Source organism: Paracoccus benzoatiresistens (assembly GCF_026913015.1).
Taxonomy (GTDB): Bacteria; Pseudomonadota; Alphaproteobacteria; order Rhodobacterales; family Rhodobacteraceae; genus Paracoccus; species Paracoccus benzoatiresistens.
In genome coordinates, this window is record NZ_JAPTYD010000009.1 from 71,476 (window position 1) to 98,464 (window position 26,989).

Annotated in this window: 26 protein-coding genes; 17 read left to right on the forward strand and 9 right to left on the reverse strand. The window is 66.4% G+C overall.

Annotated features, from left to right (window positions below; all coding sequences use genetic code 11):
• Nucleotides 1–29: 29 nt before the first annotated feature.
• A complete protein-coding gene (gene miaA, locus OU682_RS09135; protein ID WP_268941773.1) occupies nucleotides 30–923 on the reverse strand; it encodes a tRNA (adenosine(37)-N6)-dimethylallyltransferase MiaA in 894 nt (297 codons plus the stop codon).
• Between the two features lie 93 nt (nucleotides 924–1,016).
• Here miaA and pyrH point away from each other — a divergent pair, with 93 nt between their 5' ends.
• From pyrH to OU682_RS09175, 8 genes are all read left to right on the forward strand, one after another.
• The gene (gene pyrH, locus OU682_RS09140) at nucleotides 1,017–1,751 is read left to right on the forward strand and encodes a UMP kinase (RefSeq protein WP_268941774.1); all 735 of its coding nucleotides are present in this window, start codon (nucleotides 1,017–1,019) and stop codon (nucleotides 1,749–1,751) included.
• Between the two features lie 131 nt (nucleotides 1,752–1,882).
• Nucleotides 1,883–2,446 (forward strand): ribosome recycling factor, encoded by a 564-nt coding sequence (gene frr, locus OU682_RS09145; protein ID WP_268941776.1) that lies wholly within the window; start codon nucleotides 1,883–1,885, stop codon nucleotides 2,444–2,446.
• Between the two features lie 9 nt (nucleotides 2,447–2,455).
• Nucleotides 2,456–3,190 (forward strand): polyprenyl diphosphate synthase, encoded by a 735-nt coding sequence (gene uppS / locus OU682_RS09150; protein ID WP_268941778.1) that lies wholly within the window; start codon nucleotides 2,456–2,458, stop codon nucleotides 3,188–3,190.
• A complete protein-coding gene (locus tag OU682_RS09155) occupies nucleotides 3,187–4,032 on the forward strand; it encodes a phosphatidate cytidylyltransferase (RefSeq protein WP_268941779.1) in 846 nt (281 codons plus the stop codon). Before uppS ends, OU682_RS09155 begins: the two co-directional genes overlap by 4 nt.
• A gap of 3 nt (nucleotides 4,033–4,035) precedes the next feature.
• Nucleotides 4,036–5,193: a 1-deoxy-D-xylulose-5-phosphate reductoisomerase gene (gene dxr, locus OU682_RS09160; protein ID WP_268941780.1), complete on the forward strand. Its 1,158-nt coding sequence runs from the start codon at nucleotides 4,036–4,038 to the stop codon at nucleotides 5,191–5,193.
• Nucleotides 5,190–6,521, forward strand: a complete 1,332-nt coding sequence (gene rseP / locus OU682_RS09165; RefSeq protein WP_268941781.1) for an RIP metalloprotease RseP — start codon at nucleotides 5,190–5,192, stop codon at nucleotides 6,519–6,521. The genes dxr and rseP overlap by 4 nt, the downstream gene beginning before the upstream one ends.
• Nucleotides 6,522–6,626: 105 nt before the next feature.
• Nucleotides 6,627–8,927, forward strand: coding sequence for an outer membrane protein assembly factor BamA (gene bamA, locus OU682_RS09170; protein WP_268941782.1), 2,301 nt, complete (start codon nucleotides 6,627–6,629; stop codon nucleotides 8,925–8,927).
• Nucleotides 8,927–9,565, forward strand: a complete 639-nt coding sequence (locus OU682_RS09175; RefSeq protein WP_268941783.1) for an OmpH/Skp family outer membrane protein — start codon at nucleotides 8,927–8,929, stop codon at nucleotides 9,563–9,565. Before bamA ends, OU682_RS09175 begins: the two co-directional genes overlap by 1 nt.
• On the opposite strand, the gene OU682_RS09180 is transcribed toward OU682_RS09175, so the two are convergent.
• Nucleotides 9,562–10,500, reverse strand: coding sequence for a nucleoside hydrolase (locus tag OU682_RS09180; RefSeq protein WP_268941784.1), 939 nt, complete (start codon nucleotides 10,498–10,500; stop codon nucleotides 9,562–9,564). The two genes, OU682_RS09175 and OU682_RS09180, sit on opposite strands and share 4 nt — an antisense overlap.
• Before the next feature lie 111 nt (nucleotides 10,501–10,611).
• On the opposite strand from OU682_RS09180, the gene OU682_RS09185 reads away from it, so the two are divergent.
• The gene (locus OU682_RS09185; protein WP_268941785.1) at nucleotides 10,612–12,420 is read left to right on the forward strand and encodes an ABC-F family ATP-binding cassette domain-containing protein; all 1,809 of its coding nucleotides are present in this window, start codon (nucleotides 10,612–10,614) and stop codon (nucleotides 12,418–12,420) included.
• Here OU682_RS09185 and OU682_RS09190 read toward each other — a convergent pair.
• Complete coding sequence (locus tag OU682_RS09190) at nucleotides 12,417–13,391, reverse strand: zinc-binding metallopeptidase family protein (RefSeq protein WP_268941786.1); 975 nt, start codon at nucleotides 13,389–13,391, stop codon at nucleotides 12,417–12,419. The two genes, OU682_RS09185 and OU682_RS09190, sit on opposite strands and share 4 nt — an antisense overlap.
• Before the next feature lie 256 nt (nucleotides 13,392–13,647).
• Here OU682_RS09190 and rplU point away from each other — a divergent pair, with 256 nt between their 5' ends.
• The 4 genes from rplU to OU682_RS09210 all read left to right on the forward strand — a co-directional run bounded on the left by rplU (nucleotide 13,648) and on the right by OU682_RS09210 (nucleotide 16,038).
• The gene (gene rplU, locus OU682_RS09195; protein ID WP_268941787.1) at nucleotides 13,648–14,010 is read left to right on the forward strand and encodes a 50S ribosomal protein L21; all 363 of its coding nucleotides are present in this window, start codon (nucleotides 13,648–13,650) and stop codon (nucleotides 14,008–14,010) included.
• 12 nt (nucleotides 14,011–14,022) lie between these two features.
• Nucleotides 14,023–14,295 (forward strand): 50S ribosomal protein L27, encoded by a 273-nt coding sequence (rpmA, locus tag OU682_RS09200; RefSeq protein WP_268941788.1) that lies wholly within the window; start codon nucleotides 14,023–14,025, stop codon nucleotides 14,293–14,295.
• Between the two features lie 92 nt (nucleotides 14,296–14,387).
• Nucleotides 14,388–14,957, forward strand: coding sequence for a GNAT family N-acetyltransferase (locus tag OU682_RS09205; protein ID WP_371832227.1), 570 nt, complete (start codon nucleotides 14,388–14,390; stop codon nucleotides 14,955–14,957).
• A gap of 100 nt (nucleotides 14,958–15,057) precedes the next feature.
• Nucleotides 15,058–16,038 carry an LLM class flavin-dependent oxidoreductase gene (locus tag OU682_RS09210; protein WP_268941838.1) on the forward strand — a complete coding sequence of 327 codons (981 nt, stop codon included), beginning with the start codon at nucleotides 15,058–15,060 and terminating at the stop codon, nucleotides 16,036–16,038.
• 311 nt (nucleotides 16,039–16,349) lie between these two features.
• Here OU682_RS09210 and trpS read toward each other — a convergent pair whose 3' ends face one another.
• Nucleotides 16,350–17,384, reverse strand: coding sequence for a tryptophan--tRNA ligase (trpS, locus tag OU682_RS09215; protein ID WP_268941790.1), 1,035 nt, complete (start codon nucleotides 17,382–17,384; stop codon nucleotides 16,350–16,352).
• A gap of 75 nt (nucleotides 17,385–17,459) precedes the next feature.
• Between trpS and OU682_RS09220 the strand changes: the two genes are divergently transcribed.
• On the forward strand, nucleotides 17,460–18,161 hold the full coding sequence (locus OU682_RS09220) for a rhomboid family intramembrane serine protease (RefSeq protein ID WP_268941791.1): 702 nt from the start codon (nucleotides 17,460–17,462) through the stop codon (nucleotides 18,159–18,161).
• Here the strand turns inward: OU682_RS09220 and murJ are convergent.
• The 3 genes from murJ to OU682_RS09235 form a co-directional block, all read right to left on the reverse strand.
• Entirely contained in the window at nucleotides 18,158–19,687 is a 1,530-nt protein-coding gene (gene murJ / locus OU682_RS09225) for a murein biosynthesis integral membrane protein MurJ (RefSeq protein WP_268941792.1), read from the reverse strand. The genes OU682_RS09220 and murJ overlap by 4 nt on opposite strands.
• 4 nt (nucleotides 19,688–19,691) lie before the next feature.
• Nucleotides 19,692–22,412 (reverse strand): [protein-PII] uridylyltransferase, encoded by a 2,721-nt coding sequence (locus tag OU682_RS09230; protein WP_371832228.1) that lies wholly within the window; start codon nucleotides 22,410–22,412, stop codon nucleotides 19,692–19,694.
• A gap of 65 nt (nucleotides 22,413–22,477) precedes the next feature.
• A complete protein-coding gene (locus OU682_RS09235; protein WP_268941793.1) occupies nucleotides 22,478–23,692 on the reverse strand; it encodes a penicillin-binding protein activator in 1,215 nt (404 codons plus the stop codon).
• 89 nt (nucleotides 23,693–23,781) lie between these two features.
• On the opposite strand from OU682_RS09235, the gene rsmI reads away from it, so the two are divergent.
• The 3 genes from rsmI to OU682_RS09250 all read left to right on the forward strand — a co-directional run bounded on the left by rsmI (nucleotide 23,782) and on the right by OU682_RS09250 (nucleotide 25,546).
• Nucleotides 23,782–24,672, forward strand: a complete 891-nt coding sequence (gene rsmI / locus OU682_RS09240) for a 16S rRNA (cytidine(1402)-2'-O)-methyltransferase (RefSeq protein WP_268941794.1) — start codon at nucleotides 23,782–23,784, stop codon at nucleotides 24,670–24,672.
• A 2-nt stretch (nucleotides 24,673–24,674) separates the two neighbouring features.
• Nucleotides 24,675–25,112, forward strand: a complete 438-nt coding sequence (locus OU682_RS09245) for a YraN family protein (protein ID WP_268941795.1) — start codon at nucleotides 24,675–24,677, stop codon at nucleotides 25,110–25,112.
• A gap of 86 nt (nucleotides 25,113–25,198) precedes the next feature.
• Nucleotides 25,199–25,546: an H-type lectin domain-containing protein gene (locus tag OU682_RS09250; RefSeq protein ID WP_268941796.1), complete on the forward strand. Its 348-nt coding sequence runs from the start codon at nucleotides 25,199–25,201 to the stop codon at nucleotides 25,544–25,546.
• On the opposite strand, the gene OU682_RS09255 is transcribed toward OU682_RS09250, so the two are convergent.
• Entirely contained in the window at nucleotides 25,543–26,319 is a 777-nt protein-coding gene (locus OU682_RS09255) for an alpha/beta fold hydrolase (protein ID WP_268941797.1), read from the reverse strand. The genes OU682_RS09250 and OU682_RS09255 overlap by 4 nt on opposite strands.
• Nucleotides 26,316–26,915 carry a 2-hydroxychromene-2-carboxylate isomerase gene (locus OU682_RS09260; protein WP_268941798.1) on the reverse strand — a complete coding sequence of 200 codons (600 nt, stop codon included), beginning with the start codon at nucleotides 26,913–26,915 and terminating at the stop codon, nucleotides 26,316–26,318. Before OU682_RS09260 ends, OU682_RS09255 begins: the two co-directional genes overlap by 4 nt.
• Between the last annotated feature and the right edge of the window lie 74 nt (nucleotides 26,916–26,989).

The following is a 26,989-nucleotide window of genomic DNA, read 5'->3' on the forward strand; positions in this document are numbered from 1 at the left end:
ACCTGTGACACAACGCCGGTGATGTGCAATCAGTTGCCGTTTGCGTCTTTCGTATCCGCCTGAACGGGCAGCCAGTCCTTCATCCGGCCCCTGAACCAGATGCGTTGCGCCTTGGCATACTGCCGGCTGGCGATGATCGCGCGCTCGGTGGCGGTCGGCAGGTCGATCTCTCCCCGCAGATGGGAAACCAGTTCCGGCGCCCCGATGGCGCGCGCCCATTGCCGGGCGGGATCCCAGGACGGCAGCATCGCGCGAACCTCCTCCAGCGCGCCGTGGCGCATCATCGCGTGAAAGCGGGATGCGATTCGGTCAGCCAGCCAGTCGCGATCCGCCATGACCAGAATGCGCTGCGCATCTGCAGGCGATATCAGCGGGGGCGGGGTGTCGGCCTGCCAGTCGGAAAGCCCGCGCCCGGTGGCGGTCAGCACCTCCCACGCGCGCTGGACGCGGGCAGGGTTAAGCAGATCGATGCGGGCGCGGGTGGCGGGGTCAAGTTCGGCCACCATGAGCGCCAGCCCGCCCTCGGCGGCCAGCCGGGCATTCCCTTCGGATCTGATTGCGGGCGGGGTCGGCGGAACATAGGCCAGCCCCTGCGTCAAGGCGGTCAGGTAAAGCCCGGTCCCGCCCACGATGATCAGCCGCCGGTCCAGCAGCCCTGCCACATCGCGCAGCCAGTCGCCGACCGAATAGGCCACGCCAGGCGGGACATGGCCGTAGAGCGCATGGGGTGCCGCGGCCTCGTCCCCCGGCGAGGGGCGGGCGGTCAGCACCCGCCAGCAGGACCAGATCTGCAACGCATCGGCATTGACGATCAGCCCGCCCTGGGCGCGCGCGACAGCCAGCGCCAGCGCCGACTTGCCGCTGGCCGTCGGACCCGCGATCAGCAGATGGCGCGCAGGGTCTATCCGGTCCAGGTCGATCACGTCGGGGCGGCTTTCGGGCGGTTGAACACGGCTGCCTTTTGCGACATTTTGCGCCGCAATGAAAGCGACCGGCGCTGGCACAAGGGAACGAACATGACCAATCTTCAGGGCGCGGCGCCCGCGCATTACGGCAGGGTGATGCTGAAAATCTCGGGCGAGGCGTTGATGGGCGACCAGGGCTATGGCCTGCATCCCCCCACCGTCGCCCGCATCGCGGACGAAGTCGAATCGGTCCAGAAGATGGGGGTCGAAGTCTGCATGGTCATCGGCGGCGGCAACATCTTCCGGGGTCTGCAAGGCAGCGCCCAGGGGATGGAGCGGACCACGGCCGACTACATGGGGATGCTGGCGACGGTCATGAACGCGCTGGCCATGCAATCCGCGCTGGAGGCCAAGGGCCTGCATTGCCGCGTGATCAGCGCCATCCGCATGGACGAGGTCTGCGAGCCCTATATCCGCCGCCGCGCCATCCGCCACCTGGAAAAGAAGCGGATCGTGATCTTCGCGGCGGGCACCGGCAACCCGTATTTCACCACCGACACCGCCGCGACGCTGCGCGCGAACGAGATGAATTGCGAGGCGATCTTCAAGGGCACCAAGGTCGACGGCGTCTATGACAAGGATCCGAAAAAGCACGGCGACGCCAAGCGCTATGGCGAGGTCAGCTATGACGAGGTGCTGCAGAAGCACCTGGGCGTGATGGACGCATCCGCCATCGCCCTGGCGCGGGACAACCGCCTGCCGATCATTGTCTTTTCCCTGGACGAGCCGGGCGGCTTCCGCACGATCCTGGAGGGCAACGGCACCTATACGCGGGTGCATAACTAGGCCCCGTTTGCCGCCCCTGTGGCGGCCGCCGGCGGAATGGCAAGGGCTTGCCCACGAACGGGGCAAAGTCTTTGCCAAGCCCCTGTAATGCGGCTACAAGCGGAAAAAATTCAATACAAGGGCAGTCCCGGATGGCAGAGGACATCGAAATCGACATCGACGACCTGGAGCGGCGCATGAAGGGCGCGATGGAAAGCCTGCGCCACGAATTCGCGTCGCTGCGCACGGGCCGCGCGTCGGCATCCATGGTGGAACCCGTGCAGGTCGAGGCTTATGGCCAGATGACGCCGATCAACCAGCTGGGCACCGTCAACGTACCCGAACCGCGCATGGTCACGATCAACATCTGGGACAAGTCGATGGTCGGCAAGGTCGAGAAGGCCATCCGCGAATCCGGCCTGGGCATCAATCCGCAGACGAACGGCACGATCATCATGCTGCCGATCCCCGAACTGAACGAGGAGCGGCGCCGCGAGCTGACAAAGGTCGCCGCCCAGTATGCCGAAAGCGCCCGCGTCGCTATCCGCAACGTGCGCCGCGACGGCATGGACCAGATCAAGAAGGGCAAGGCCAACGGCATGCCCGAGGATGACCAGAAGTTCTGGGAAACCGCCGTGCAAGAGCTGACCGACAAGATGATCGCGAATGTCGATCAGGCGTTGGAAGGCAAGCAAGCCGAAATCATGCAGGTCTGAGGAACAGGAATGGCCGCTGAAACCGCACCGCTGCTGACACCGGGCGGGGTCGATCAGCGGCCTCGTCATGTCGCGATCATCATGGACGGCAATGGCCGCTGGGCCGTCGAACGCGGCTGGCCGCGGCTTGTCGGCCACCGCCGGGGGGCAGAGCGCGTCAAGCAGATCGTGCGCGCCTGTCCCGACCTGGGCGTGAACTGGCTGACCGTTTACGCCTTCTCGACCGAGAACTGGAAGCGCTCGACCGAGGAAGTCCTTGGCCTGATGAAGATCTTCCGCCGCTATATCCAGTATGAGGCCGAGGGCATGGCCGCCGAGGGCGTCCGGCTGCGTTTCATCGGCGGGCGCGAACGGCTGGACGGCAAGCTGCAGGCGCTGATGTCCTCGATCGAGGCGCGGACGGCGGGCAATACGCGACTGAACCTGACTGTCGCCATCAATTATGGCGGGCGGGACGAACTGGCCCGGGCAGCGGCCCGGATGGCGCAGAAAGTCGCGCGCGGCGAGATCACGGTGCCGGGCGAGGCCGATCTTGCGGCCTGCCTGGATACCGCCGGCCATCCCGATCCCGACCTGGTGATCCGCACCTCGGGCGAGACGCGGGTTTCCAATTTCCTGCCCTGGCAGGCGGCCTATGCGGAATATGAATTCACGCCGACGCTCTGGCCGGATTTCACCCCTGACCATCTTGCGCGGATCCTTGACCGCTTCGGGATGCGTGATCGTCGTTTCGGGGGCGTATGACCGCCGGGCGCGTCAAGGCGGTAAAGCCTCCTCCGGGCAAATGGGCCGACCTGTCGCGCCGCGTCGCCTCGACGCTGGTGCTGTTTGGCATCGGCATCATGCTGGCGGTGGCGACGGGCGTCTGGCTGCGGCTGGCGATGGCAGCGATCTCGGCCATCACCTTCTGGGAACTGGCGGCGATGACCGGCTGGAAGAACCCGCGGCTGCATCCCGGCATCTTCGGCGCCTGGCGACCCTTTGCGCTGGCGGTCATCGCTTTCATGTCCCAGGTCGTGGCGACGATGTTCGGCCACCCGATTGCCGTCCTGGCGCTGCTGTTTCCGCTGATCGCAGGCATCCCGGGCGCCGCGACGCGCGACCGCTGGACCTATGCCATCTTCGGCCTTGCAATCATGCTGGTGGCCTATGGCCTGGTCGGTTTCCGAGAGTCTTACGGCCTGAACTTCGTGCTGTGGCTGATGGGCATCGTGATCGTGTCCGACACGGCCGGCTATTTCTTCGGACGCATGATCGGGGGGCCGAAGTTCTGGCCCTCGCTCAGTCCCAAGAAGACCTGGTCCGGCACCATCGCCGGATGGATCGGCGCCCTTCTTCTGGGCATCGTGCTGTGGCGGGTCGGACGCGGCGATGTCATGCTGATCTGGTGTTCGCCGATTGTCTGTTTTGCGGGGCAGATGGGTGACATCGCCGAAAGCTGGCTGAAGCGACGCGCGGGGGTCAAGGACAGCTCGAACCTGATCCCCGGCCACGGCGGCTTCATGGACCGCTTTGACGCAGTGACAGGGGCTGTTCTGGCCACCATGTTGATCGGGTTGTTGACGTCTCTGCCCGCGGTGAACTGACGAATGCGAAGAATTTCGATCTTTGGGGCCACCGGCTCGGTGGGCGCAAATGGCGTTGACCTGATCCGCCGCGCAGGCGGGCCGGCGGCCTACCACACGGTGGCGCTGACGGGCGGGCGCAATATCGCGCGTTTGGCCCGGATGGCGCGCGACCTGCGGGCCGAGATTGCAGTGACCGCGCATCCGGAACTGCTGGACGAGCTTCGCGATGCCCTTTCCGGCAGCGGCGTCGAGGCCGCAGCGGGTCCTCAGGCCCTGATCGATGCGGCGCAACGGCCTGCGGATTGGGTCCTGTCTGCCATCGTGGGCGCGGCGGGGCTGGTGCCGGGCCTGACCGCTTTGGCGCAAGGGAGCATCCTGGCGCTGGCCAACAAGGAATCCCTGGTCTGCGCTGGCCCGCTGCTGCGTCATGCGGCCCAGGCAAGCGGCGCGACCATCCTGCCTGTAGATTCCGAGCATTCGGCTATTTTTCAGGCGCTTGGGCAGGATAATCTCGAATCCGTCAAGGATGTGACCATTACCGCATCGGGCGGTGCCTTCCGCGATTGGCCGCTGGAGCGGCTGGCGGCGGCGACGGTCGCCGAGGCGTCCACCCATCCCAACTGGGCCATGGGCCAGCGGATCACCATCGACTCGGCGTCGATGTTCAACAAGGCGATGGAAGTGATCGAGGCGAAGGAATTTTTCGGCCTTCGCCCCGACCAGATCAGGGTGCTGGTCCACCCGGAATCGATCATTCACGCGATGGTCAGCCATGTCGATGGCGGCACCATCGCGCATCTCGGCGCGCCCGACATGCGCCATGCCATCGGCTATGCCTTGAACTGGCCGGCCCGCGCGCCGCTGCCGGTGGCGCCGCTGGATCTGGCGGCGCTTGGCAGTCTGACCTTTCGCGCCCCGGACGAGCATCGGTGGCCCGCCCTGCGCCTTGCGCGCGAGGTGATGGCGGCGGGCGGCATGGCCGGGGCGGTGTTCAACGCCGCCAAGGAACAGGCGCTGGACGACTTCATCGCCGGGCGGATCGGCTTCACGCGAATGGCGCCTCGCGTGGAAATGACCTTGCAGGCTCTGTCCGCGCGCGCGGGCTTCGGCGATGATCCGGTTGACTTGGACACGGTCCTGCACTGGGACCGCGAAGCACGCAAGGAAACCGCAGCATGACCGACATGATCCCTCAATTCGGCAGCATGCTGTGGACGCTTGCGGCGTTTTTCCTCGCCCTGGCGGTGATCGTGGCGGTGCACGAATTCGGCCATTACTACATCGGCAGGCTGTCGGGCATCCGGGCCGAGGTCTTCTCGGTGGGCTTCGGCCCGCGCCTTGTGTCCCGCCGCGACCGGCGTGGCACCTTGTGGCAGATCGCGGCCATTCCCCTGGGTGGCTATGTCCGCTTCCTGGGCGATGCCAATGCGGCCAGCGCAGGGACGGGCCACCCGGTCGATCCGGCCCTGCGGCGGCAGACGCTGACGGGTGCGCCGCTGTGGGCGCGCTTTGCCACGCTGCTGGCCGGGCCGGTCTTCAACTTCGTCCTGTCGATTCTCATTTTCGGGGGCTTCGCGCTGTTCCAGGGCCTGCCGACCGAGGAACCGCAGGTCGGCGCCATTGCCGAAGCGCCGCCGGGCACCATAAACGAACTGCAGCCGGGCGACCGGATCCTTGCCGTCGGCGGACAGCGGGTCGAGACCTGGAGCGACATTGGCCGGAGCGCGGAAACCCTGCCGGTCGCGGATCATCAGGATTGGCGCGTCCTGCGCGGGGGCGAGGAAATGACCGTGCGCGGCCCCGACCCGATGCCGGCGCGGATCAGCGGCGTGGCGCCCCGCAGCGCGGCAGCCGATGCGGGGTTGCGCGCGGGCGATGTGGTCGTGGCCATCGAAGGCCGGCCCGTCAGCCGCTTTACCCAGATGCGCGAGGCGGTCGAGGCTGCCGAGGGCCAGCCGCTGGTCCTGCAGGTCTGGCGTCACGGGCAGGGCATTTCGGAGTACACGCTGGCTCCCAAGATGCAGGACCTGCCCGCCGAGGGCGGGGGCTATGAACGCCGCTGGCTGATCGGCGTCACGGGCGGCGAGAGCTTCTTCGCGCCCGCGACCCGGCAAGCCGGACCGCTGGAGTCGCTGTGGCTGGGCATCGTGCAGACCTGGGGGATCGTCACGTCCTCATTGTCGGGGATGTGGGCGATGATCTCGGGCCAGATCGGCACCTGCAACCTGGGCGGCGCGATCAGCATCGCCGAAAGCACCGGCCAGGCGGCCAGCGCGGGGGGCGGCAACTTCCTGTGGTGGATCGCGGTCCTGTCTGCCGCCATCGGCTTCCTGAACCTGCTGCCGATCCCGGTTCTGGATGGCGGGCACCTGATGTTCTACGCCTGGGAGGCCGTCACGGGCCGCCCGCCTTCGGACAAGGCGCTGAATCTGCTGACGGCGGTCGGCATGGCGGCGGTCCTGTCCCTGATGATTTTCGGGCTCACCAACGATCTTTTCTGCCCCTGACGCGTGATGCGCTTTTGACAGGGCTGGCGGTTTGATGCACAAGCTTGTTGCAAAAGAAGGCGTTGAGAACAGCGCCGTTGCACGCTGACGACAAGAGGGGCAGCAATGACACGGAAACTGGGCAAGGGCGCGGTCGCGCTTCTTACGGCCTTGGCGATCGCGGCGCCGGCGGCGCTGATCCCCGGCGCGGCGGCGGCTTATGTCTTCAACGATGTGCGCATCGAGGGCGCGCAGCGGGTCGAGCCCGCCACGGTGCTGTCCTATGCCAACATCGCGCGCGGGCAGGATGTTTCGGCCGGGGAACTGAACGATGCGCTGCAGCGCCTGCAGAACTCGGGCCTGTTCGAGACGGTCGAGATCGTCCCGCAGGGCGGCGTCCTGGTGATCCGGGTCAGCGAATACCCGACGATCAACCAAATCAGCTTCGAGGGCAACCGCCGCATCAATGACGAACAGCTGGCCGAAGTCGTGCAAAGCGAGTCGCGCCGAGTCTATCAGCCCAGTCAGGCCCTGGAGGATGCCCAGAACATCGCCCAAGCCTATGCCGCACAGGGCCGCCTGGCCGCCCGCGTCGATCCGCGTATCATCCGCCGCAGCGACAACCGCGTCGATCTGGTCTTCGAGGTCCGCGAAGGCAACGTGACGGAAATCGAGCGTATCGGCTTTACCGGCAACCGCGCCTTCAGCGACCGCCGCCTGCGCAACGTGCTGGACACGAAGCAGGCGGGCATCCTGCGCACCTTCATCCGCCGCGACACCTTTGCGCCGGAAAGGCTGCAACTGGATGAACAGCTGCTGACAGATTTCTACCGGTCGCGCGGCTATGCGGACTTCCGGGTGCAGGCCGTGGCGCCGGAACTGGCCCGCGAACGCGACGCCTTCTACATCACGTTCAACATCCAGGAAGGCCCGCGTTATCGCTTTTCGCAGGTCAACACGGTGTCCGAGATCCCGGGCGTCGATGCCGCGGCCTTCGCGGCGCAGAACCGGGTCGGGCGCGGGGATATCTATAACCCTGCCGCGATCGACAACACCATCCGCCGAATGGAGACGGTGGCCCTGCAGCAGGGGCTGAACTTCGTCAACATCGAGCCGCGCGTGACGCGCAACCCGCAGAACCAGACGCTGGATCTGACCTTTGCCATCACCCGCGGCCCCCGCGTCTTCGTCGAACGCATCGACATCGAGGGCAACACGACCACGCTGGACCAGGTGATCCGCCGCCAGTTCAACACGGTCGAGGGCGACCCCTTCAGCCCGCGCGAAATCCGCAACGCCGCCGAACGCATCCGCGCGCTTGGCTATTTCAGCGACGCGCAGGTCGAGAGCCGCCCGGGCAGCAGCGACGAACAGGTGATCGTTGACGTGAACGTCGAGGAGCAACCGACCGGCTCGTTGTCCTTCGGGGCGTCCTATGGCGTTTCGACAGGCGTGGGGCTGAATGCCTCGTTGCAGGAAAACAACTTCCTGGGTCGTGGACAGACGCTCGGGCTGTCGGTCTCGACCGCGGAGGACGACCAGGCGTCCTCGCTGACCTTCATCGAACCCTATTTCCTTGGCCGCGACCTGAAGTTCGGCTTCAACCTCTATTACAACGAAACCGAGGGGTTCAACTCGGACTACAACACCCGCTCGGTCGGGGTTCGCCCTTCGATCGAGTTCCCGATTTCGCAGAACGGGCGGCTGGAACTGCGCTATCGCCTGTCCAAGGAAACACTTGGCGGGGTCGAGGAGGACAGCTCGGCAATCCTGCAGCGCGAGGAAGGACAGCGCACGACTTCGGCGCTTGGCTACAGCTACCTGTGGGACACCCGGGTCACCGGGCTTGACCCGCTGACCAGCTACAAGCTGCGCTTCTCGCAGGATTTCGCGGGGCTTGGCGGCGATACGAAAAGCGTGACGACCAGCGCGCTGGCCGGGGTGGAAAGCAATGCCTGGCGCGAGGAAGTCACCCTTCGCGCGGAGTTCGAGGGCGGTGCGATCTATTCCTACGACGATTACACCACCTGGATCCTGGACCGTTATCGCGGCGGCACGCGCATCCGTGGCTTCGAGCCGAACGGCATCGGCCCGCGCGACCTGGCGGCCGAGAACGAGGACGGTCTGGGCGGCAACTATTTCTGGGTTGTCCGCACCGAAGCGCAGTTCCCCATCGGCCTGCCGGAAGAGTACGGGATCTCGGGTGGCTTGTTTGCGGATGTCGGCTCGATCTGGGGTCTGGACGACACAGTCGGGACCGGTGGCAACATCGTCGATGACTCGATGAATATCCGCGCCACGGTCGGGGCCTCGGTGTTCTGGACGACGCCGATCGGCCCGCTGCGGTTCAACTTCTCGCATGCAGTCAAGAAGGAAGACTATGACGAGGAGCAGAACTTCGACCTGACGATCTCGACGCGGTTCTGATGCGCGCCGCGGGGCCATTCGCTGCCGCCCTGCTGCTGGCCATGGCCGGCGGCACGGTGGGGCAGGAGGTGCCGGCCGAGGTGCCGCAGGCCCCCGCGCCGCCTGCATTGCCGTCCAGCACGATCGAAACGCCGAAGGACGCCAAGCCCCTGGCGGCGGCGCCGATCCTGACGGTGGACCAGGAACGGCTGTTCGCCGACTCCGAGTGGGGAAAGCGCACGCAGCGGATCCTGGAGGAAACGGGCGGCAAGATCGCAGCCGAGAACGAGCGCCTGGCAGCCCAGCTTTCAGCCGAGGAGAGAGCCCTGACCCAGCAGCGCGGCACGCTGGATCCGGCCGAGTTCCGCAAGCAGGCCGAGGCGTTCGACATCCGCGCGACCGAGGTCCGGCGCGAGCGTGCCAAGGTGGTCGAAGATCTGAATGCCTGGGCCGAGGCCGACCGCACCGCCTTCTATCGCGCGGCGCTGCCGCTGATGGGCGAGATGATGCAGGAACGGGGCGCGGTGGCGGTTCTCGACCGGCGCACGGTCTTCGTGTCGCTGGATGCCATCGACCTGACGCAGGATCTGGTTACACGCCTGAACAAGGAACTGGGAGACGGCGCGGGAACCGTTCCGTTGAACGGCCAGCCGGACTAGGGCAGCCGCGCCAGCCGTTCGGTCAGCAGGTCGAACAGGCCGTCCCGATCCAGATGGCGGATGAACAGGGCATTGGCGGGACGATCCGTCACGCGCCACCAGTCCGCGACGGTCATGCCGGTGGTATGCCGCCCCTCGGTCTCGATCTCGACATTGATCTGGCGGCCTTGGAACAGGTCGGGGCGCAGCACCCAGGCGATGGTGCAGGGATCGTGCAGGGGCGCGCCTTGGCTTCCGTACTTGTCCTTGTCGAAGCGCTCGAAGAAATCGGTCCAGCTGGCGATGGCCGGGCCGCAGCGGCCGGGCAAGGCTCGCATCGCCTCGATCCAGCCACGAGATGTCAGTGCCTCATGCGTGGCGTCCAGCGGCATCACGACCAGCGGCGCGCCCGCGGCAAAAACCTCGGCCGCGGCTTCGGGATCGACATAGATGTTGAACTCGGCGGCGGGCGTGATGTTGCCCACCTCGAAGTAGGCGCCGCCCATCAGGACGATCTGCTGGACGCGGGCGATGATGTCGGGCGCGCGGCGGAAGGCCTCGGCGATATTGGTCAGGGGACCGACGGGAACCAGCGTCACCGTGCCCGCCGCTTCGCGGCGCAGCGTGTCGATAATGAAATCGACGGCGTGCTGCGGCTGCAGGGGGACAGCCGGGTCGGGCAGCTCGATCCCGTCCAGCCCCGATTTGCCATGGACATGTTCGGCCGTCACCAGCGCGCGCGACAGCGGCCGGTCGCAACCCGCAAAGACCGGGATGTCAGGGCGTCCCGCCAGTTCCACGATCTTGCGCGCGTTCAGCTCGGTCAGCGGCAGTGGCACGTTGCCGGCCACGGCCGTCAGGCCCAGCACCTGCAGTTCAGGGCTGGCTAGCGCCAGCAGGATTGCCACGGCATCGTCCTGGCCGGGATCCGTGTCGATGATGATCTTGCGCGCCATGGAGACCTCCTGCAGTGAGCGCCGTTGTGAGATCGAATTGGCGGCAGCGCAAGTCCCCCGGCAAGGCGTGATCCATTGACCCGGCGTCCGCCGCGCGATAGGGCCGCGCCCATGGCACGCGCACCCCTTCTTCAACTGACCGACATCTCGCTGACCTTTGGCGGCGATCCCGTGTTTGACGGATTGTCCCTGACCATCCAGCCGGGCGACCGGGTGGCGCTGGTGGGCCGCAACGGTTCGGGAAAATCGACGCTGATGAAGGTCATGGCGGGCCTGGTCGAGGTGGACCGGGGCGAGGTCGTGCTGAGCGCCGGGGTCTCGACCGGCTATATGGAGCAGGATCCCGATCTGTCGGGTTTTGCCACCTTGGGCGAATTTGCCGCGTCCGGCCTTCCGGAGTCAGAATCATATCGCGTCGAAATGGCTGCCGAGGGGCTGAAATTCGATCCCGCGCGTCCGGTTGAAACCGCATCCGGCGGGGAACGCCGCCGCGCCGCGCTGGCCCGTCTGCTGGCGCAGGCACCCGAACTGATGCTGCTGGACGAGCCCACGAACCACCTGGACATCGAGGCGATCGGCTGGCTGGAGGACCACCTGTCCCAGACCCGCGCCGCCTATGTCATCATCAGCCACGACCGCGCCTTCCTGCGCCGCCTGACCCGCGCCACGCTGTGGATCGACCGGGGCGAGGTGCGCCGCCAAGAGAGGGGCTTCGAGGGCTTCGAGGACTGGCGCGAGGCGGTCTGGACTGCCGAGGACGATGCCCGCCACAAGCTGGACCGCAAGATCAAGGCCGAGGCCCGCTGGGCGGTCGAGGGCATCAGCGCACGGCGCAAGCGCAACCAGGGCCGGGTCCGCGCGCTGGCTGCCTTGCGCGCGGAACGCAGCGCCCAAATCCGGCGGCAGGGGACGGCGGCAATGGCGCTGGGATCCGGTCCTCAGTCCGGCAAGAAGGTGATTGAGGCCAACGGCATCGCCAAGGCATTCGGCGGCCGCACCATCCTGCGGCCCTTCGACCTGCTGGTGAACCGGGGCGACCGGGTGGCCTTTGTCGGTCCGAACGGCGCGGGCAAGACCACGCTGATCAAGATGCTGACCGGAGAGATCGCGCCCGACCAGGGCACGGTCACGCTGGGCACCAACCTGGAACTGGCGGTCTTCGACCAGACCCGTTCGGCGTTGAACCCCGACCAGACCCTATGGGAATCGCTGACCGGCGATCCGGACATGCGCGTCTCGGGTCGCGCCGATCAGGTCATGGTGCGGGGGCAGCCACGTCATGTGGTGGCCTATCTCAAGGATTTCCTGTTCGACGATGGACAGGCCCGCGCGCCGGTGCGCAGCCTGTCGGGCGGCGAAAAGGCCCGGCTGCTGCTGGCGCGGTTGATGGCCAGGCCGTCGAACCTTCTGGTGCTGGACGAACCCACCAACGACCTGGACGTGGAAACGCTGGATCTGCTGCAGGATCTGCTGGGGGAATACGACGGCACCGTGCTGCTGGTCAGCCACGACCGCGATTTCATCGACCGCGTGGCCGATACCACCGTCGCGATGGAGGGCGATGGCCGCGCCACGGTCTATGCCGGCGGCTGGTCCGATTACCGGGCGCAGCGGGGCGAGGATGCGCCTGTCGCCCTGGACAGCGCTCCAAAGAAGACCGAAGCCGCGCCCGAGAAGCCCAGATCGGCCCGGCCCGGCCTGACCTTCACCGAACGCCACCGCCTGGATGCGCTGCCTGCGGTGATAGAGCGGCTGGAAGCCGAGATCTCCAAGCTGTCCGAGTTCCTGGCGCAACCCGACCTGTTCACGACAGCGCCCGCCAAGTTCCAGAAGGCGACCGAGGCGCTTGCCGAACGGCAGCAGGCGTTGTCCGAGGCAGAGGAGGAATGGCTGGTGCTCGAGGAAAAGGCCGCCTCCTAGGCCCCGCGCGCGGCATGGCTGCTGATCCAGCCATGCGCGAAACTGATCTTTTCCCGGATCTTCGGCGTCAGGATGAAGGGATACAGATCCGAATTGTCCAGGGCGCGATTGATGTCGTTGATGGCGATGGCGACTTCGGCCGCGATGTTCAGCAGGTTGTCGGCGTCGGGATCGGCATAGGGTTGATACCCCTCGGGCACGCCCTTCATCAACAGGCCGGCGCTGACGAAGCTGTCGGTGAAATCGACCATGTGCAGCAGGTGTGCCACCGTTTCGGCCCAGTCCTCGTGCGGATGAGAGGTTGCATAGGCGGTGATGAAATCCTCGCCCGGATCCTTCGGGTTGGCATAGTGCTCTTGCAGCGCGGCGTTGTAGTCGGCGCTCTCATCCCCGAACAGCGCGCGGAATTCATCGACGAATCCCGGCGCGACCGCCAGGCGGTCGAACAGGAAATGCGCCAATTCGTGCCGGAAATGGCCGACCATGGACCGATATTGCTCTCCCATCTGGCGCTGGCGCTGCGCACGGATCAATTCGTCGGCTTCGGTCACGTTGATGACGATCTCGCCACTGTCGTGGCCCATCATGATCTGCACGGCCCGCCCGCTGCCCGTGTTTTCGGACAGCATCTGGAAACGTGGGCGCATGCCCGGATCGGCATCGGTGAACCAGTCCCAGTTCGACAGGTTCGCCAGCACCCACCGCTTCGCCCGCTCGGCCCGCTCCAGCAGTTGCTGGTTGTCACCGACGTTCAGCGCCGGCACCACGTCCGACATCGCGCAGGACCGGCACAGCGTCTCGCCCGGGGCAGCGACCCAGTTGCACTGGATGGTGTCGCGGTTGGCGCAGGGCTCGGCCTTGTTCCACATGGCGCGGGCCTCGGGTTCATAGAACAGCGGCTCGCCGCAGGCGCAGAACAGGTTGTCGAAATAAACGCGCGAGTTGCAGGCAGGGCAGGTAAAGCTTTGCATGGATGGCGTCCTTGGAAGGGCTGCTAAGGAAGCCGTGCCGCGCATTGCGGTTCCGGCGGGGATCGGAAATATCGTTGCCCGCTTGACTTGCGAGGGCCGATCTTCCATATGCACGCAGACCGGCCGGGCATATGCTTTGGGCCGGTGTGTTATTTTCAACGACATCCCCATGCGCGGGATGCGCTGTCCGAAGGCGGGAAACCGAACGCCAGAGCGATCTGGGGCCGAAGGACGCGGAAGCAAAGGAAACGAAGCGATGTTCGCGGTTCTGAAGACAGGCGGCAAGCAATACAAGGTGCAGGCGGGCGATGTCCTGCGCGTTGAAAAGCTGAATGCCGCGGCTGGCGACAAGGTCCAGTTCAACGAAATCCTGATGGTCGGCTCCACCCTGGGCGCGCCGCTGGTTGACGGCGCCTGCGTGCAGGCCGAAGTGATCGACCAGATCAAGGCCGACAAGGTCATCACCTATGTCAAGCGCCGCCGCAAGCACAGCTCGCAGCGCACCCGCGGGCATCGCCAGCAGCTGACCCTGCTGCGGGTGACCGACGTTCTGGCTGATGGCGCAGCTTCGACCGGCGTGAAGACCGCCGTCGGCGCGCGCACCAAAGAAAACGCGTAAGGAGACTGAGCCATGGCACACAAGAAAGCAGGCGGTTCGTCCCGCAACGGTCGTGACTCGGCCGGTCGCCGTCTGGGCGTCAAGCTGTATGGCGGCCAGGAAGCCGTCGCCGGCAACATCATCGTGCGTCAGCGCGGCACCAAGTGGTGGGCTGGCGACAACGTCGGCATGGGCAAGGACCATACCCTGTTCGCCCTGACCGACGGCCATGTGACCTTCAAGAAGGGCCTGAAGGGTCGCACCTTCATTTCCGTGGTGCCCGCGACCCTCGAAGCCGCCGAGTAACCCGAAGTTAACATTTCAGTGTTACAGGGGGATCGGCGGAAGCCGGTCCCCCGCCTGTTTTCCGGGAGGGGAGAATGGTCATGTCAGCACCGATGCGGGAAGGAACGCGCTTGGACGATCTGAAGATATCGGAATCCGCGCTGAACCAGCCCGTCATCGCCACTGAACGTTTTGTCTTGCGGCCCTTGCGTCCTTCGGATGCGGGGATGATCGCGCATTACACCTCGGACAAGCGCGTGGCCGAGGGGACGCGGGCAATTCCGCACCCGCTGCCGCCGGGCGCATCAGAGGCCTTCGTGGCCCGCGCCCTGTCGCCCGACCGTGGCGAGGATGTCTGGGCCATCGACGGATCGGCAAACAGGCTGGCCGAACTGCTGGGCGTCGTGTCCCTGACCCATATGGAGGGCGATCAGTCCGAGCTTGGCTTCTGGATCGGGGCGGGCTTCTGGAACACCGGCTTTGCGACCGAGGCGGTCGATGCGCTGGTCCGGGCCAATCCGCACAAGGCGCGGACGCTGTTCGCCGAGGCGTTCCAGGACAATCCCGGTTCGGCGCGGGTCCTGACGAATTGCGGCTTTGTCTATCTGGGCGATGCCGAAAGCTGGTCGGTCGCGCGCAATGCCCGCGTGCCGACCTGGACCTATCTGCGCAAGATGGGCTGAGGGCAAGGCTCCCTTGTTCCTTGGTGAACGGGCCGGTTGCAGAAACTGCAACCGGCCTTCTTGCATTCCGGGGCGGACAGCATAACTCGGCCGCATGAGCATTCCGTTTTCCCTTCTCGATCTGTCGCCGGTGCCCGAGGGCTTCGAGCCCGCCGATGCCATCCGCAACACCCTTGACCTGGCCCGTCGCGCCGAGAACTGGGGCTATGGCCGGTTCTGGCTGGCCGAACATCACAACATGCCTGGCATCGCCAGCGCGGCGACGGCGGTGCTGATCGGGCTGGTGGCGCAGGCGACATCGCGGATGCGGGTGGGCGCGGGGGGCATCATGCTGCCGAACCACGCGCCGCTGACGGTGGCCGAGGCTTTCGGCACGCTCGCCACCGCCTTTCCCGATCGGATCGACCTTGGCCTTGGCCGCGCGCCAGGAGGGGACGGCGCCGTGATCCGCGCCTTGCGCCGCGATCCGATGGCAGACTCTTTCCCGCAGGATGTGGTCGAACTGCTGGACTATCTTGGTCCCGAACGTCCCGGCGCCCCCGTCCGCGCCTTGCCGGGCGAGGGGACCAATGTGCCGGTCTGGATCCTGGGGAGCAGCCTGTTTGGCGCCCAACTGGCCGCGCATCTGGGGCTGCCCTATGCCTTCGCCAGTCATTTCGCGCCGTCTGACATGGAACAGGCCATCGCCATCTATCGTGACCGCTTCCGCCCCGGCCCTTGGAACGACCGGCCCCATGTGATGATCGCGATCAACGTCTTCGCCGCCGACAGCACCGAGGAAGCGCAACATCTGCGCACCTCGATGCAGTTGGCCTTCGCGCGGCTGCGGACCGGGATGCCGGGCAAGCTGCCGCGCCCCGTGCGCGACCTGGATGCCGAGATCGGGCCGCAGATGCGGCGCATGGTCGATCAGGCGCTGAAGATCAGCGCGGTCGGCGATGCGGGGCAGGTCAAGGATCAGGTGCAGGCGCTGATCACGCAGCATCGCCCGGACGAGGTGATTCTGACCGGGCAGATCCACGACCATGACGCGCGGCTGCGCAGCTTCGAGATCGCGGCAGAGGTGATGCGGTCGCTGTAGGCTGGCAGGATGACGCGAGGCTGTCTTGCTGGCGATAGCGCTTGGGATGCAGGCAGAACCACTGGCGGGCTGGCGTCATGCTTGCTTGCCGGGGTCCAAAAAGCTGGCTGGCGCGTCGGCTGGCTGGCTTTGTTGCATTCGTATAATGGGACCCGGACCCCGCTGCAAGAGAAGTCCAACAAAAACAATTAGTTGACAGATTCAGTCGGAAGTTGGTCAAGCACTGGTCGCGCAAGCGAATTTTGCAGCACTGCCGCACGAAGAAGCCGCCGATGCGAAGGCACCGGCGGCTTCCAGAAGTGCAGCACGAATCAGGGACGGGTGCGCAGCAGGCCCATGATCTCCTTCGTCTGCTCCAGGATCGGGGTCGCGATCTCGTCCGCGCGCAGGGCGCCCTGGCCCAGAATCCGGTCGATCTCGGCGGGGTCGGCCATGTATTCGTTCATCCGCCGCGTGATCGGCTCCAGCGAGGCGACAGCCAGTTCCGCCAAGGCGGGCTTGAAGGCGCCGAAGCCCTGGCCCTCGAAACGCGCCAGGACCTGATCAGGCGTTTCATCCGCAAGCGCGGCATAGATGTTGACCAGGTTCCGCGCCTCGGGCCGGTCCTTCAGGCCCTCGGTCTTGCCGGGCAGCGGGTCCGCGTCGGTCCGGGCCTTGCGGATCTTCTGGGCGATGGCATTGGCGCCGTCGGTCAGGTTGATGCGGCTGGCGTCCGACGGGTCGGATTTCGACATCTTCTTGCTGCCGTCGCGCAGCGACATGACGCGGGTGGCCACGCCCTCGATCAGCGGCTCGGTGATGGGGAACTGCTCGACCCCGTAATCGTGGTTGAACTTGGCGGCGATGTCACGGGTCAGTTCCAGGTGCTGCTTCTGATCCTCGCCCACCGGCACGGCTGTCGCCTGATAGGTCAGGATGTCGGCGGCCATCAGCGCCGGGTAGGCCAGCAGGCCGAGGCTGACGTTTTCGGTGTTCTTGCCCGCCTTGTCCTTGAACTGGGTCATGCGATACATCCAGCCGACACGCGCCACGGTATTGAAAAGCCATGCCATTTCCGCGTGTGCCGAAACCTGGCTCTGATTGAACAGAACCGATTGCGCCGGATCGACACCCGCCGCCATGAAGGCCGCCGCGGCCTCGCGGATATTGCGGCGCAGGGTTTCGGGTTCCTGCCAGACCGTGATCGCGTGCAGGTCGACCAGGCAGTAGATCGTCTCGGCATCGCCCCCCTGCAAGGCCGCGAAGCGCTTCAGCGCGCCCAGATAGTTGCCAAGCGTCAGCCCGCCCGAGGGCTGGATCCCTGAGAAGATGCGGGGCGTGAAACGGGTCTTCTTCGTCTCGGTCATGTCGGGCCTGCTTGGATTTTGCGTCTGCGTGGCTTAGCCCTTGGCCAAAGCGACCGCAACCGCGAAGGAAATCCGATGCGCCAGGCCATGCCCGTCTCGCCACTCAACCCGCTTCCGGCGGTCCTCTGGGCATTGGCCCTGCCTGCGATCGCGGGAGAGATCGTGTTCCTGCTGGGGCAGACCGGCCTGATCGGCGGGGCGCAAGGCGTCGGGCTGCGGCTGACCGCCATGCAGATGTCCGCCTTCGCGCCCGAAATGGTTCAGCGCATGTGGCAACTGGGCGCGGTCGATTGGGACCAGGCCTATCGGCTCCTGTCCTACAGCTTTGTCAATTCGTCCTTCACCCACGCCCTGTTCGTCGTGGTCTTCACCCTGGCGCTTGGCAACATGATTGCACGCGAGTTTCGCCCCTGGGCGGTGGTTGTCCTGTTCCTGGGCTCGGCCATTGGCGGGGCGCTGGTCTATACGGCGGCGATCTCGGTCCTGCCGGGACGGCCGGGGCCGCTGATCGGGGGCTATCCGGCAGTCTATGGGCTGGTTGGCGCCTTTACCTTCCTGCTGTGGTCGCGGCTCGGGGCGGTCCATGCCAACCGGATGCGCGCCTTTGCCCTGATCGGGATCCTGCTGGCCTTCCAACTGGTTTTCGGCATCGTCTTCGGCGGCGCGGGTTACGGCTGGATCGCCGAACTGGCGGGTTTCGGCGCGGGCTTCCTGCTGAGCTTCGTTCTGGTCGAGGGGGGCGTGCGGCGGGTCTTGCGCCAGATCCGGGCGCGTTAACCGCGCCGGACAGAGGCCCTGAGATCCGACAAGCGATAGGCGCGGGTTGCGAAGCTGAGCGCGAAATAGACCGCGGCCCCGCCGAAGACCAGCACGGCCAGCCCCGGCACGCGCGCGACCCCCGCCCGGTCCAGCCAGCCCATGGTCAGCCACAGCGCCACGGCCATCAGCGCGGACGACAGCACGATCAGAGGGGCCTTGCGCCGCAGGCGGGTGTCAGCGCGGGCCGCGTCGCCCATGCCGCGCGTTCCCCACCACAGCTGCGCGACCATGATCCAGGCGGCGACGGTGGTGCCAAGCGCGGCGGCAAGGAAGCCGACGAAGGGCATCAGCCCGAAGGCGACAAGGGCGTTCACCACCATCGACCACAGGGCATAGCGGAACGGCGTTTTGGTATCCTCGCGCGCGAAATAGAGCGGCTGGAGGATTTTCTGCAGCACGAAGGCCGGCAGGCCGAAGGCATAGACGACCAGCGCGCGCGCGGTCTGGGCCGTATCCTCGGCCGTGAATTCGCCGCGTTCGAACAGGGTGCGGACCATGGGTTCGGCGATCACGGCAATGGCGAAGGCGGCGGGCAGGGTCAGGAACAGACCGAATTCGGTGGCGCGGGAATAGGCGGACTGGCCGCCCGCGTGATCGCCCGCCCGCAGGCGGCGCGACAGTTCGGGCAGCAGCACGACGGCGACGGCGGCGCCAACCACGCCAAGGGGCAACTGATACAGGCGGTCGGAATAGGACAGCCAGGAAATCGCGCCCTCGAAGTGGCTGGCCACCTGGCGGCCGACCAGCAGGTTGATCTGCACCACGCCCCCCGCGAAGGCGGCGGGCAGGGCCACCGCCAGCAGGCGGCGCATGTCGGGGGTCAGGCGCGGGCGGCGTGGGCGGAAGCTCCACCCCGTGCGACGGGCGTCCCACCAGACCAGCGCAAGCTGCGCGATCCCGGTCACGGGCGTGGCCCAGGCCAGCGTCAGGCCCACGTCCCACCCCTGCCACCAGGCTACCGCCATGGCCGCAATGAACAGCAGGTTCAGCAGCACCGGCGCGGCGGCGGCGGCGGTAAAGCGGCCGTTCGCGTTCAGGACGCCCGAGATCATCGAGGCCAGCGAGATCATCAGGATATAGGGGAACATGATCCGGCCATATTGCACGGCCAGCGGAAAGCGCTCGTCCCCCGCAAAGCCCGAGGCCATCAGCCAGACCAGCGCCGGCATGAAGACCATGGCGACCGCAGACAGCAGCAGCACGGTCATCAGAAGGCCAGAAAACGCCTCGGACGCAAAGCGTTGGGCCTCCGCGCGGTCGTCCAGCTTCTTGGAGAACATTGGCACGAAGGCGGTGTTGAACGCGCCTTCCGCGAAGAAGCGGCGGAACATGTTGGGCAGGGACAGGCCCACGAAGAAGGCATCGGCCACCGCGCCGCTGCCCAGCCAGGCGGCCATCAGGATGTCGCGGACAAAGCCCGAGACACGCGACACGAAGGTCCAGATCCCTACCGAAAGGAATCCCCGCACCAGTCCCGATTTCATGTGGTCAAGCCTCTGCCCGTTTCGCCCCGTCGGCAATAGCCGCGCGCAGCTTCTTTTCCAAGGCGTCGCGCTTGGCCTCGCTGTGCAGCTTCAGGCCGAACATGTCCTTGACGTAGAAACTGTCCACCACCTGCGCGCCGAATGTCGCGATCACCGCGCTGACGATCTGGATATGATTGGCCGCCAGCGTCCGCGTCAGGTCGTAAAGCAGGCCCGGGCGGTCGCGGGTATCGACCTCGATGATGGTATAGATGTCGCTGCCTTCGTTGTCGAAGGTGACATGGGTGGGGAACCTGAATTCCCGGGTGCGCTTCTTGGGCTTGTCGCGGGTGGCGAAGGCCTCGCGCGCGACGATTTCGCCCTTGAGGATGCGCAGGATCTTCTGGCGCAGCCGGGGCATCCGGTCTTCGTCAAAGGGGCTGCCATCGGGGTCCTGCACCCAGAATACCGCCGTGGCGAAACCGTCGCGCGTCGTATAGGTCCGCGCATCGACAACGTTCGCGCCCATCAGCGTCAGCGCCCCGCAAAGCCGCGAGAAGATGCCGGGATGGTCGGCCAGCACGAAGGCCGCGCGCGTCGCGTCGCGGTCGGGATCGGCGCGCAGGTCGATGTGGATATCGTCGGGGCCGATCTCGCTCAGCAGTTCGGCAAAGGTGGCCTGCGTTTCGGTCGGAAGGCCCGACCAATAGCTGTCGTAATGCCGCCCAAGCTCGGCCCGGATGGTCCTGGCCTCCCATCCCTTGGCGATCAGCATGTGGCGCAGGCTGCGCTTGGCCTCGTTCTGGCGGCGGTCGCGGTTCAGCTCCTCCAGCCCGTTTTCCAGAACCTGGGCCGTGTCCGTGTGCAGCTTGCGCAGCAACGCGGCCTTCCAGTTGTTCCAGGTGCCGGGGCCGACGCCGCGGATGTCGCAGACGGTCAGCACCAGCAGCATGTCCAGCCGCTTGCGCGTCTTCACGGCCTTGGCGAAGTCGCGCAGGGTGCGGGGGTCGGCGATGTCGCGTTTCTGCGCCACGTCCGACATCAGCAGGTGGTTCCGGACCAGCCATTCCACCGTGTCGATGTCGTCCTGCGGAAAGCCGAAGCGCGCCGCGATCCGCCGCGCCAGCCGCGCGCCGAGGATCGAGTGATCCTCTCGCCGGCCCTTGCCGATGTCGTGCAGAAGCACCGCCAGATACAGGACGCGGCGGTTGACGCCGCTTTCCATGATCTCGCTGGACAGGGGCAGGTCGGATGGATGCTCGCCCCGCTCGATCTCGGCCAGGGCGGCGACGCATTGGATCGAATGTTCGTCCACGGTGTAGTGGTGATACATGTTGAACTGCATCATCGCCACGACCGGCTCGAATTCCGGGATAAAGGCGCCCAGAACGCCCAGTTCGTTCATGCGGCGCAGGCCGCGTTCGGGATTGCCGTGCTTCAGCAGCAGGTCCATGAAGATGCGGATGGCTTCCGGGTCGCTGCGGACCTTGTCGTCGATCAGCTCCAGGTTGGCCGCGACCAGGCGCATGGCATCCGGGTGGATCAGGATGCCTGTGCGCAGCGCCTCCTCGAACAGGCGCAGGATATTCAGCGGATCCTTCAGGAACCCGGCCTCGTCCGTGATGCCAAGGCGGCCATGCTGGTCGATGAAGCCCGCCTTCATCTTGCGGCGGCGGCGGAACAGGCGACCCAGGAAGGGCGCGCTGCGGACGTGGCGGGTTTCCAACTCGGTCAGGAAGACGCGGGTCAGCTCGCCCACATGGGTAGCGTGGCGAAAGTAATCCTGCATGAAATACTCGACCCCGCGCCGGGCCGAGGTGTCCTTGTAGCCCATGCGGCGCGCCACCTCGACCTGCATGTCGAAGGACAGCACATCGACGGGGCGGCCCGCGATCAGGTGCAGGTGGCAGCGCACGGCCCAGAGGAAATCCTCGGCCTGCCAGAAGGCCAGGTGTTCTTCGCGCGTGAAGACGCCCAGATCAACCAGTTCGACGGCCCGGTCCACGCGGTGGATGTATTTCGCGATCCAGTAAAGCGTCTGAAGGTCACGGAGCCCGCCCTTGCCCTCCTTGACATTGGGTTCCAGGACATAGCGCTGTCCGCCCTGCCGCTGGTGGCGGGCGGCGCGTTCGTCCAGCTTGGCCTCGATGAACTCGGGAACGGTCTTCGAGAAAAGCTCGACCCAAAGGCGTTCGCGCAGCTCCTCGGCCAAGGGGGCATGGCCGGTGACCAGGCGATGTTCCACCAGCGAAGTGCGGATGGTCATGTCGCCCGTGCCGAGGCGGATGCAGTCGTCCACACTGCGGATCGAATGGCCGATCTTCAGCTTCAGGTCCCACAGGATGTACAGCATCGATTCGACGACGCTTTCCGCCCAGGCGGTGATCTTCCAGGGGGTCAGGAACAGCAGGTCCACATCGGAGGCCGGGGCCATCTCGGCCCGGCCATAGCCGCCGACGCCCAGCACCGCCAGGCGCTCGGCCTCGGAGGGGGACGGCCGGGGGTGCAGGCGGGTCGTGGCGACGTGATGGGTGGCGATGACGATCCCGTCGGTCAGGGTGGCGATGGCCCGGACGGTTTCGCGGGCGGCGCGGGGATGGCTGGCAAGGCCTGCCTCGATCGCGTGCATGGCCTGCGTCCGGGCCTCGGCCAGCAGCGCCACGGTGCGGGCGCGGATCTCCTTGCGCTCGGTCAGTCCCGCCAAGGCCGCGTCGAGGATCGGAAGGAATCTGGCGGGCTCGAAGATCGGATGCGCCCCGGACAGGGCCGGGGCGCTTTGCAGGATGGTCGTGTCGGACAGGTCGGCCAAGGTCAGAACCCGAAGCCCCCGCCGCCAAAGCCGCGCGGCGCGGGATCAAGAATGACCAGCCGTTTCCCGCGCAGCGTCGCCACGGCCAGCGCCCGTTCCGAGGTTCCGTCCAGCCGCAGCCGGAAGACCCCGCCCACGCCCGAGAAGCCGGCATCCTGGGTCAGCCCGGTCGTGGTCAGCGCATTGCGGTTTCCGGTGCGCACCAGCGAGGCGATGGCAGCAACCCCGTCATAGGCAAGGCTCGCCAGTTCATGCGGCTGCTCGCCATAGGCGCTGCGATAGCGCGCGTCGAACTGCGACTTGAGTCCCTGGTCAGGGATCGCGAACCAGCCTTCCTGCAGTTGCGGCATCCCGATGCGGTTGGCGGGCTGGTCCCAGCGGGTCAGCCCCATCATCTGCGTGACGGGCGACCGGACCCCGGCCGCAGCCAGCTTCTCGGTCAGATACGGCAGCACGGCCTGGTTGTTGGCAGTCATGAAGACGGCATCGACCTGCCCCGACTGCGCGGCAGCGACGATCTGCGGGGTCACGGCGTCGATCCCGCTGATCGAGACAGGATGGTTGCTGCGCCCGGCCAGACGCGCGCGGTTGCGGGCGATGGCGGTTTCGATCGCGCGCCCGCCAAGCTGGCCGGCGATGTCATCCTCGGCCACGACATAGATGTTGCGCTTGCCCTGCCGGGTGCCATAGGCGACCAGGCGGTTCGCCACATTGGCGAAGCTGTTGCCCAGGATGAAGACGTTGCCCCCGGCGATCTCGGCATTGTTGGAGAATGTCAGGACGTTCACGTTCCGCGGCCGCATCGCATTGCCCACGGCATTCGCGCCTTCGGCGAACAGCGGGCCGACGATGATCTGCGCGCCCGCATCGACGGCGGCGTTGGCCTGCGCCACGGCCTGCGCCGTGCTGGTGCCGGTGTCATAGACGCGAAGGTCGATATTGGCGCCCTGCGCATCCGCCGCGGCCATCCGCGCCGCGTTCTTCAGGCTGCGCGACAGCCATTCCAGATCATTGGACCCACTGCCTCCGGGGGCCAGCAGGGCGATGCGCACGGGCTCGCCCGGATTGATCAGGGGCCCGATGGCGGGACCGCTGGCCTGCTGCGATCCGCCCACGGGCTCGCAAGCGGCAAGGACGAAGGCGGACAGGATGGCAGCGGCGCGGGCAACGACGCGGCCCAATCCGCTGGCGGGCCGGGTTGTAGCGGAAACGACCATATGAAACTTTCCTGCTGTGAGGTATCGGCGAGGTGCGGGCAGCCTAGGACCAACGGGCTGGCTTGGCAATCAGTCGGAAGGAAAACGCAATGGACATCCAGCCCCCGCAACGCCTGGCGGCCCATGTCGAGGCAAGCCGCCTCGACGCCGGCCTTTACCTGGTGGCGACGCCCATCGGCACGGCGCGCGACATTACCCTGCGGGCGCTGGACGTCCTGAACACGGCCGATCTGCTGGCGGCCGAGGACACGCGCGTGCTGCGCCACCTGCTGGACATCCATGGCATTCCCCTGCGGGGTCGGCGGATCCTGCCCTATCACGACCATAACGGCGAGCGCGCCCGACCTGCGCTGCTGGCGGCCCTGGCCGAGGGTGCCAGCCTCGCCTATGCCTCGGACGCGGGGACGCCGCTGGTGGCCGATCCGGGCTTTCGCCTGGCCCGCGACGCGGCCGCGTCCGGTCACCGCGTCCATGCCATCCCCGGTCCCTCGGCTCCTCTGGTGGCACTGACCCTGTCAGGCCTGCCAAGCGACCGCTTCCTGTTCGCGGGCTTTCCTCCATCGACCAGGGGCGCGCGCATGTCATGGCTGCGGCAGTGGATGGCGGTCGATGCGACGCTGATCCTGTTCGAAAGCCCCCGACGCGTTAACCAAACATTGGAAGAGATGTGCGAGGTTGATGCGAATCGGACTACGGTGGTGGCGCGGGAACTGACCAAGAAGTTCGAGGAAGTGATCCGGGGCACCGCAGCCGAACTGGCGCAGGATCCGCGCATGGCTGCCCTCAAGGGTGAGGTCGTGATGCTGGTCGATCGGCCGGGGGCCGTGGTGGTCGACGATGACGCCATCCGGCAGGCCCTTCGGGGCAGGCTGGGACGAATGACGGTGAAGGATGCCGCGAAAGAGGTTGCGGCCGAACTGGGCCTGCCGCGGCGTGACGTTTATCAGATCGCGCTGACATTGGACGAGGGTGAGGATTGATCATGGCCTATGCAAATGTGTTGGATTTCGATGAGAGCTGGCCGGCCGCGCCCCGTGCGGTCTCGCCTGCCCGGCGCGCGCGCGGGCGGCTTGCCCATCTGTCGGGGGCCATGGCCGAAGAGAGCGTAGCCCGCAGCCTGGAGGGCCGGGGCATGACGATCCTGGCCCGGCGCTGGCGCGGAAAGTCGGGAGAAGTCGACCTGATCTGCCGGGCAGGGCAGTGCCTGGTTTTTGTCGAGGTCAAGCAATCCGGTAGCCATGAGGAGGCGGCGCAGAAACTGGGGCTGGCGCAACAAGGCCGGATCATGCGCGCGGCGCTGGAATATTGCGACAAGGAAGGCCATGCGCCGGTTCCGGAACTGCGCTTCGATGCCGCCCTGGTGGACCGCCATGGCAGGATCGAGATACTGGAGGGGGCCTTCGAAGAAGCGTTCGCCTAGCAGGCCCTGCCGCAGTTGTCCAATTAGCAGCTTTTTACAGCATTGCAGAACGGTTAACCTGCCTCATGATTACGCAGAGGTTGCAGATGCGACGGCTGAGTCATCATGCGGTGGGGGTTTGCCAGGGTTCCCAACTTCTGTTCTCGGCATTCGAGGATCAGGGGGTCATGTGGACCGGCGAGGGGCCGCGCATCATGCGCCAATCCGTCACGTTTCCCGAACCTTTCGCTGCTCCGCCAGCCGTGCATGTGACGATCGGCATGTGGGATATCGAGGGAAGGGCGAACCAGCGCGCGGACATCTGCGCCGAGCAGGTTACCGCGACAGGTTTCGAGATCGTCTTCCGGACCTGGGGCGATACAAAGGTCGCGCGGATCCGCGCCGAATGGCTGGCCATCGGCGCGGTCCGTCATGATGACGACTTCACCGTCTAGGCGCGGTCAAGGCTGACGGCGATCAGGCCCGCCGTTTCGTCGGGATGGGTCAGGGGCAGCATATGGCCCGCCCCCGGCACGGTAGCGCGCCCGACATCGGCAAGACGTTCGGCCAAGGCATCGGCAATGCCGTGGATCACCTTTGGCGACTGTTGGCCCGCGATGATCAGGACGGGGGCATCGATGGCCTCCAGGCCGCCGTCGCGCAGGATATTCGCCCGATCATTGGTCAGCGTGTCGTCGGCCTCTGCGACCAGAGGGATCTGTTCGGCCATCATCCGGCGGGCGGGCAGGGGCAGGTCATCGAAGGCCTGCGCGCCCCAGACATCGATGAAGGCACGGGCGGCATCCTCGATGCGGCCCTCGGCCAGAAATCCGGAAATGACCCGATCCCGGTGTTCCTGCTCCGCGTCGGAGGCTGCCGCAAACAACACGGGTTCGATCAGGGTCAGGCTGCGGATGGCCTCGGGCGCGGCGACGGCGATGCGCAATGCCACCGTGGCCCCAAGGCTGTGGCCGATCAGATCAAGCGGCCGGTCGATGAAGCTGGCCGCGATCCGGGTGACGGCGGTGTGGAAGTCCGGCCCTTCGGACCCTGCGACCCATGAACCGCTGCGCCCGTGACTTGGCATGTCGAAGCCGGTCAGGTCGACGCGTCCGTCCAGCCGCCGGGAGATCGGCCCCCAATAGCCGGCGCTTCCCATCATGCAATGCAGCGCCAGCGCCGGGCGGCCCTTGTCGCCGGGCCAGTGGCGCTTGTGAATGCCGGTCATGATGCCGACAGTTGCCGGTCGAGGAAGTCCAGCCGATCCTGGCCCCAGAACCGCTGGCCGGTTTCCCGCACCACATAGAAGGGCGATCCGAAGACTCCTGCCTCGACCGCCTGTTCCAGGTTGCGGCCATAGGTCTCGGCGCCGATGAACAATCCCTTGTCGGCCAGCGAAGGGTCGAAGCCATGCGCGCCCAGGATGTCGCGAATCACGGCGTCATCGCTGATGTCGCGCTCCTCGGCCCAGACGGCGCGCAGGAAGCCCTGCACCAGTCCGGCCAGATCACCGCCGCCTGCCTGCTGGGCCGCGATGATGGCGTAAGAGGACGGCGCCATGTTCACGGGCCAATGGGCGGGCTTCAGGTTCAGGGGCATCCCCAGGTGATCGGCCCAGCGGGGCAGTTCCTGGGCACGATAGTCCATCCGGCTGGGATGGCGGTTGGCGGGCCGGACGCCGCCTGTCCGGTCGAAAAGCTGGAGGATATCCACGGGCTTGTAGGTGATCGCCGCGCCGTGGCGCTCTGCGATCCGTTCCAGGCGGTCGCCTGCCAGATAGGCCCAGGGGCTGATCGTTCCGAAATAATAGTCGATGTTGGCCATGACGAACCTTCGCAGTTTGCCCGCAGGCTAGCCGGGTGCTAAGGCGGGCGCAATCTGACGAATCCCCGCGCAAA

Excerpts from the sequence above, each read along its gene's own strand:
- OU682_RS09220 (WP_268941791.1), top strand. The coding sequence starts at position 17,460 with ATGCGCCAGGCCATGCCCGTCTCGCCACTCAACCCGCTTCCGGCGGTC.
- murJ (WP_268941792.1), bottom strand. The coding sequence starts at position 19,687 with ATGAAATCGGGACTGGTGCGGGGATTCCTTTCGGTAGGGATCTGGACC.
- dxr (WP_268941780.1), top strand. The coding sequence starts at position 4,036 with ATGCGAAGAATTTCGATCTTTGGGGCCACCGGCTCGGTGGGCGCAAAT.
- rseP (WP_268941781.1), top strand. The coding sequence starts at position 5,190 with ATGACCGACATGATCCCTCAATTCGGCAGCATGCTGTGGACGCTTGCG.
- OU682_RS09235 (WP_268941793.1), bottom strand. The coding sequence starts at position 23,692 with ATGGTCGTTTCCGCTACAACCCGGCCCGCCAGCGGATTGGGCCGCGTC.
- OU682_RS09155 (WP_268941779.1), top strand. The coding sequence starts at position 3,187 with ATGACCGCCGGGCGCGTCAAGGCGGTAAAGCCTCCTCCGGGCAAATGG.
- OU682_RS09250 (WP_268941796.1), top strand. The coding sequence starts at position 25,199 with ATGCGACGGCTGAGTCATCATGCGGTGGGGGTTTGCCAGGGTTCCCAA.
- rsmI (WP_268941794.1), top strand. The coding sequence starts at position 23,782 with ATGGACATCCAGCCCCCGCAACGCCTGGCGGCCCATGTCGAGGCAAGC.
- OU682_RS09175 (WP_268941783.1), top strand. The coding sequence starts at position 8,927 with ATGCGCGCCGCGGGGCCATTCGCTGCCGCCCTGCTGCTGGCCATGGCC.
- OU682_RS09245 (WP_268941795.1), top strand. The coding sequence starts at position 24,675 with ATGGCCTATGCAAATGTGTTGGATTTCGATGAGAGCTGGCCGGCCGCG.
- trpS (WP_268941790.1), bottom strand. The coding sequence starts at position 17,384 with ATGACCGAGACGAAGAAGACCCGTTTCACGCCCCGCATCTTCTCAGGG.
- OU682_RS09185 (WP_268941785.1), top strand. The coding sequence starts at position 10,612 with ATGGCACGCGCACCCCTTCTTCAACTGACCGACATCTCGCTGACCTTT.
- OU682_RS09180 (WP_268941784.1), bottom strand. The coding sequence starts at position 10,500 with ATGGCGCGCAAGATCATCATCGACACGGATCCCGGCCAGGACGATGCC.
- pyrH (WP_268941774.1), top strand. The coding sequence starts at position 1,017 with ATGACCAATCTTCAGGGCGCGGCGCCCGCGCATTACGGCAGGGTGATG.
- frr (WP_268941776.1), top strand. The coding sequence starts at position 1,883 with ATGGCAGAGGACATCGAAATCGACATCGACGACCTGGAGCGGCGCATG.
- uppS (WP_268941778.1), top strand. The coding sequence starts at position 2,456 with ATGGCCGCTGAAACCGCACCGCTGCTGACACCGGGCGGGGTCGATCAG.
- bamA (WP_268941782.1), top strand. The coding sequence starts at position 6,627 with ATGACACGGAAACTGGGCAAGGGCGCGGTCGCGCTTCTTACGGCCTTG.
- OU682_RS09255 (WP_268941797.1), bottom strand. The coding sequence starts at position 26,319 with ATGACCGGCATTCACAAGCGCCACTGGCCCGGCGACAAGGGCCGCCCG.
- OU682_RS09260 (WP_268941798.1), bottom strand. The coding sequence starts at position 26,915 with ATGGCCAACATCGACTATTATTTCGGAACGATCAGCCCCTGGGCCTAT.
- OU682_RS09190 (WP_268941786.1), bottom strand. The coding sequence starts at position 13,391 with ATGCAAAGCTTTACCTGCCCTGCCTGCAACTCGCGCGTTTATTTCGAC.
- rplU (WP_268941787.1), top strand. The coding sequence starts at position 13,648 with ATGTTCGCGGTTCTGAAGACAGGCGGCAAGCAATACAAGGTGCAGGCG.
- rpmA (WP_268941788.1), top strand. The coding sequence starts at position 14,023 with ATGGCACACAAGAAAGCAGGCGGTTCGTCCCGCAACGGTCGTGACTCG.
- OU682_RS09205 (WP_371832227.1), top strand. The coding sequence starts at position 14,388 with ATGCGGGAAGGAACGCGCTTGGACGATCTGAAGATATCGGAATCCGCG.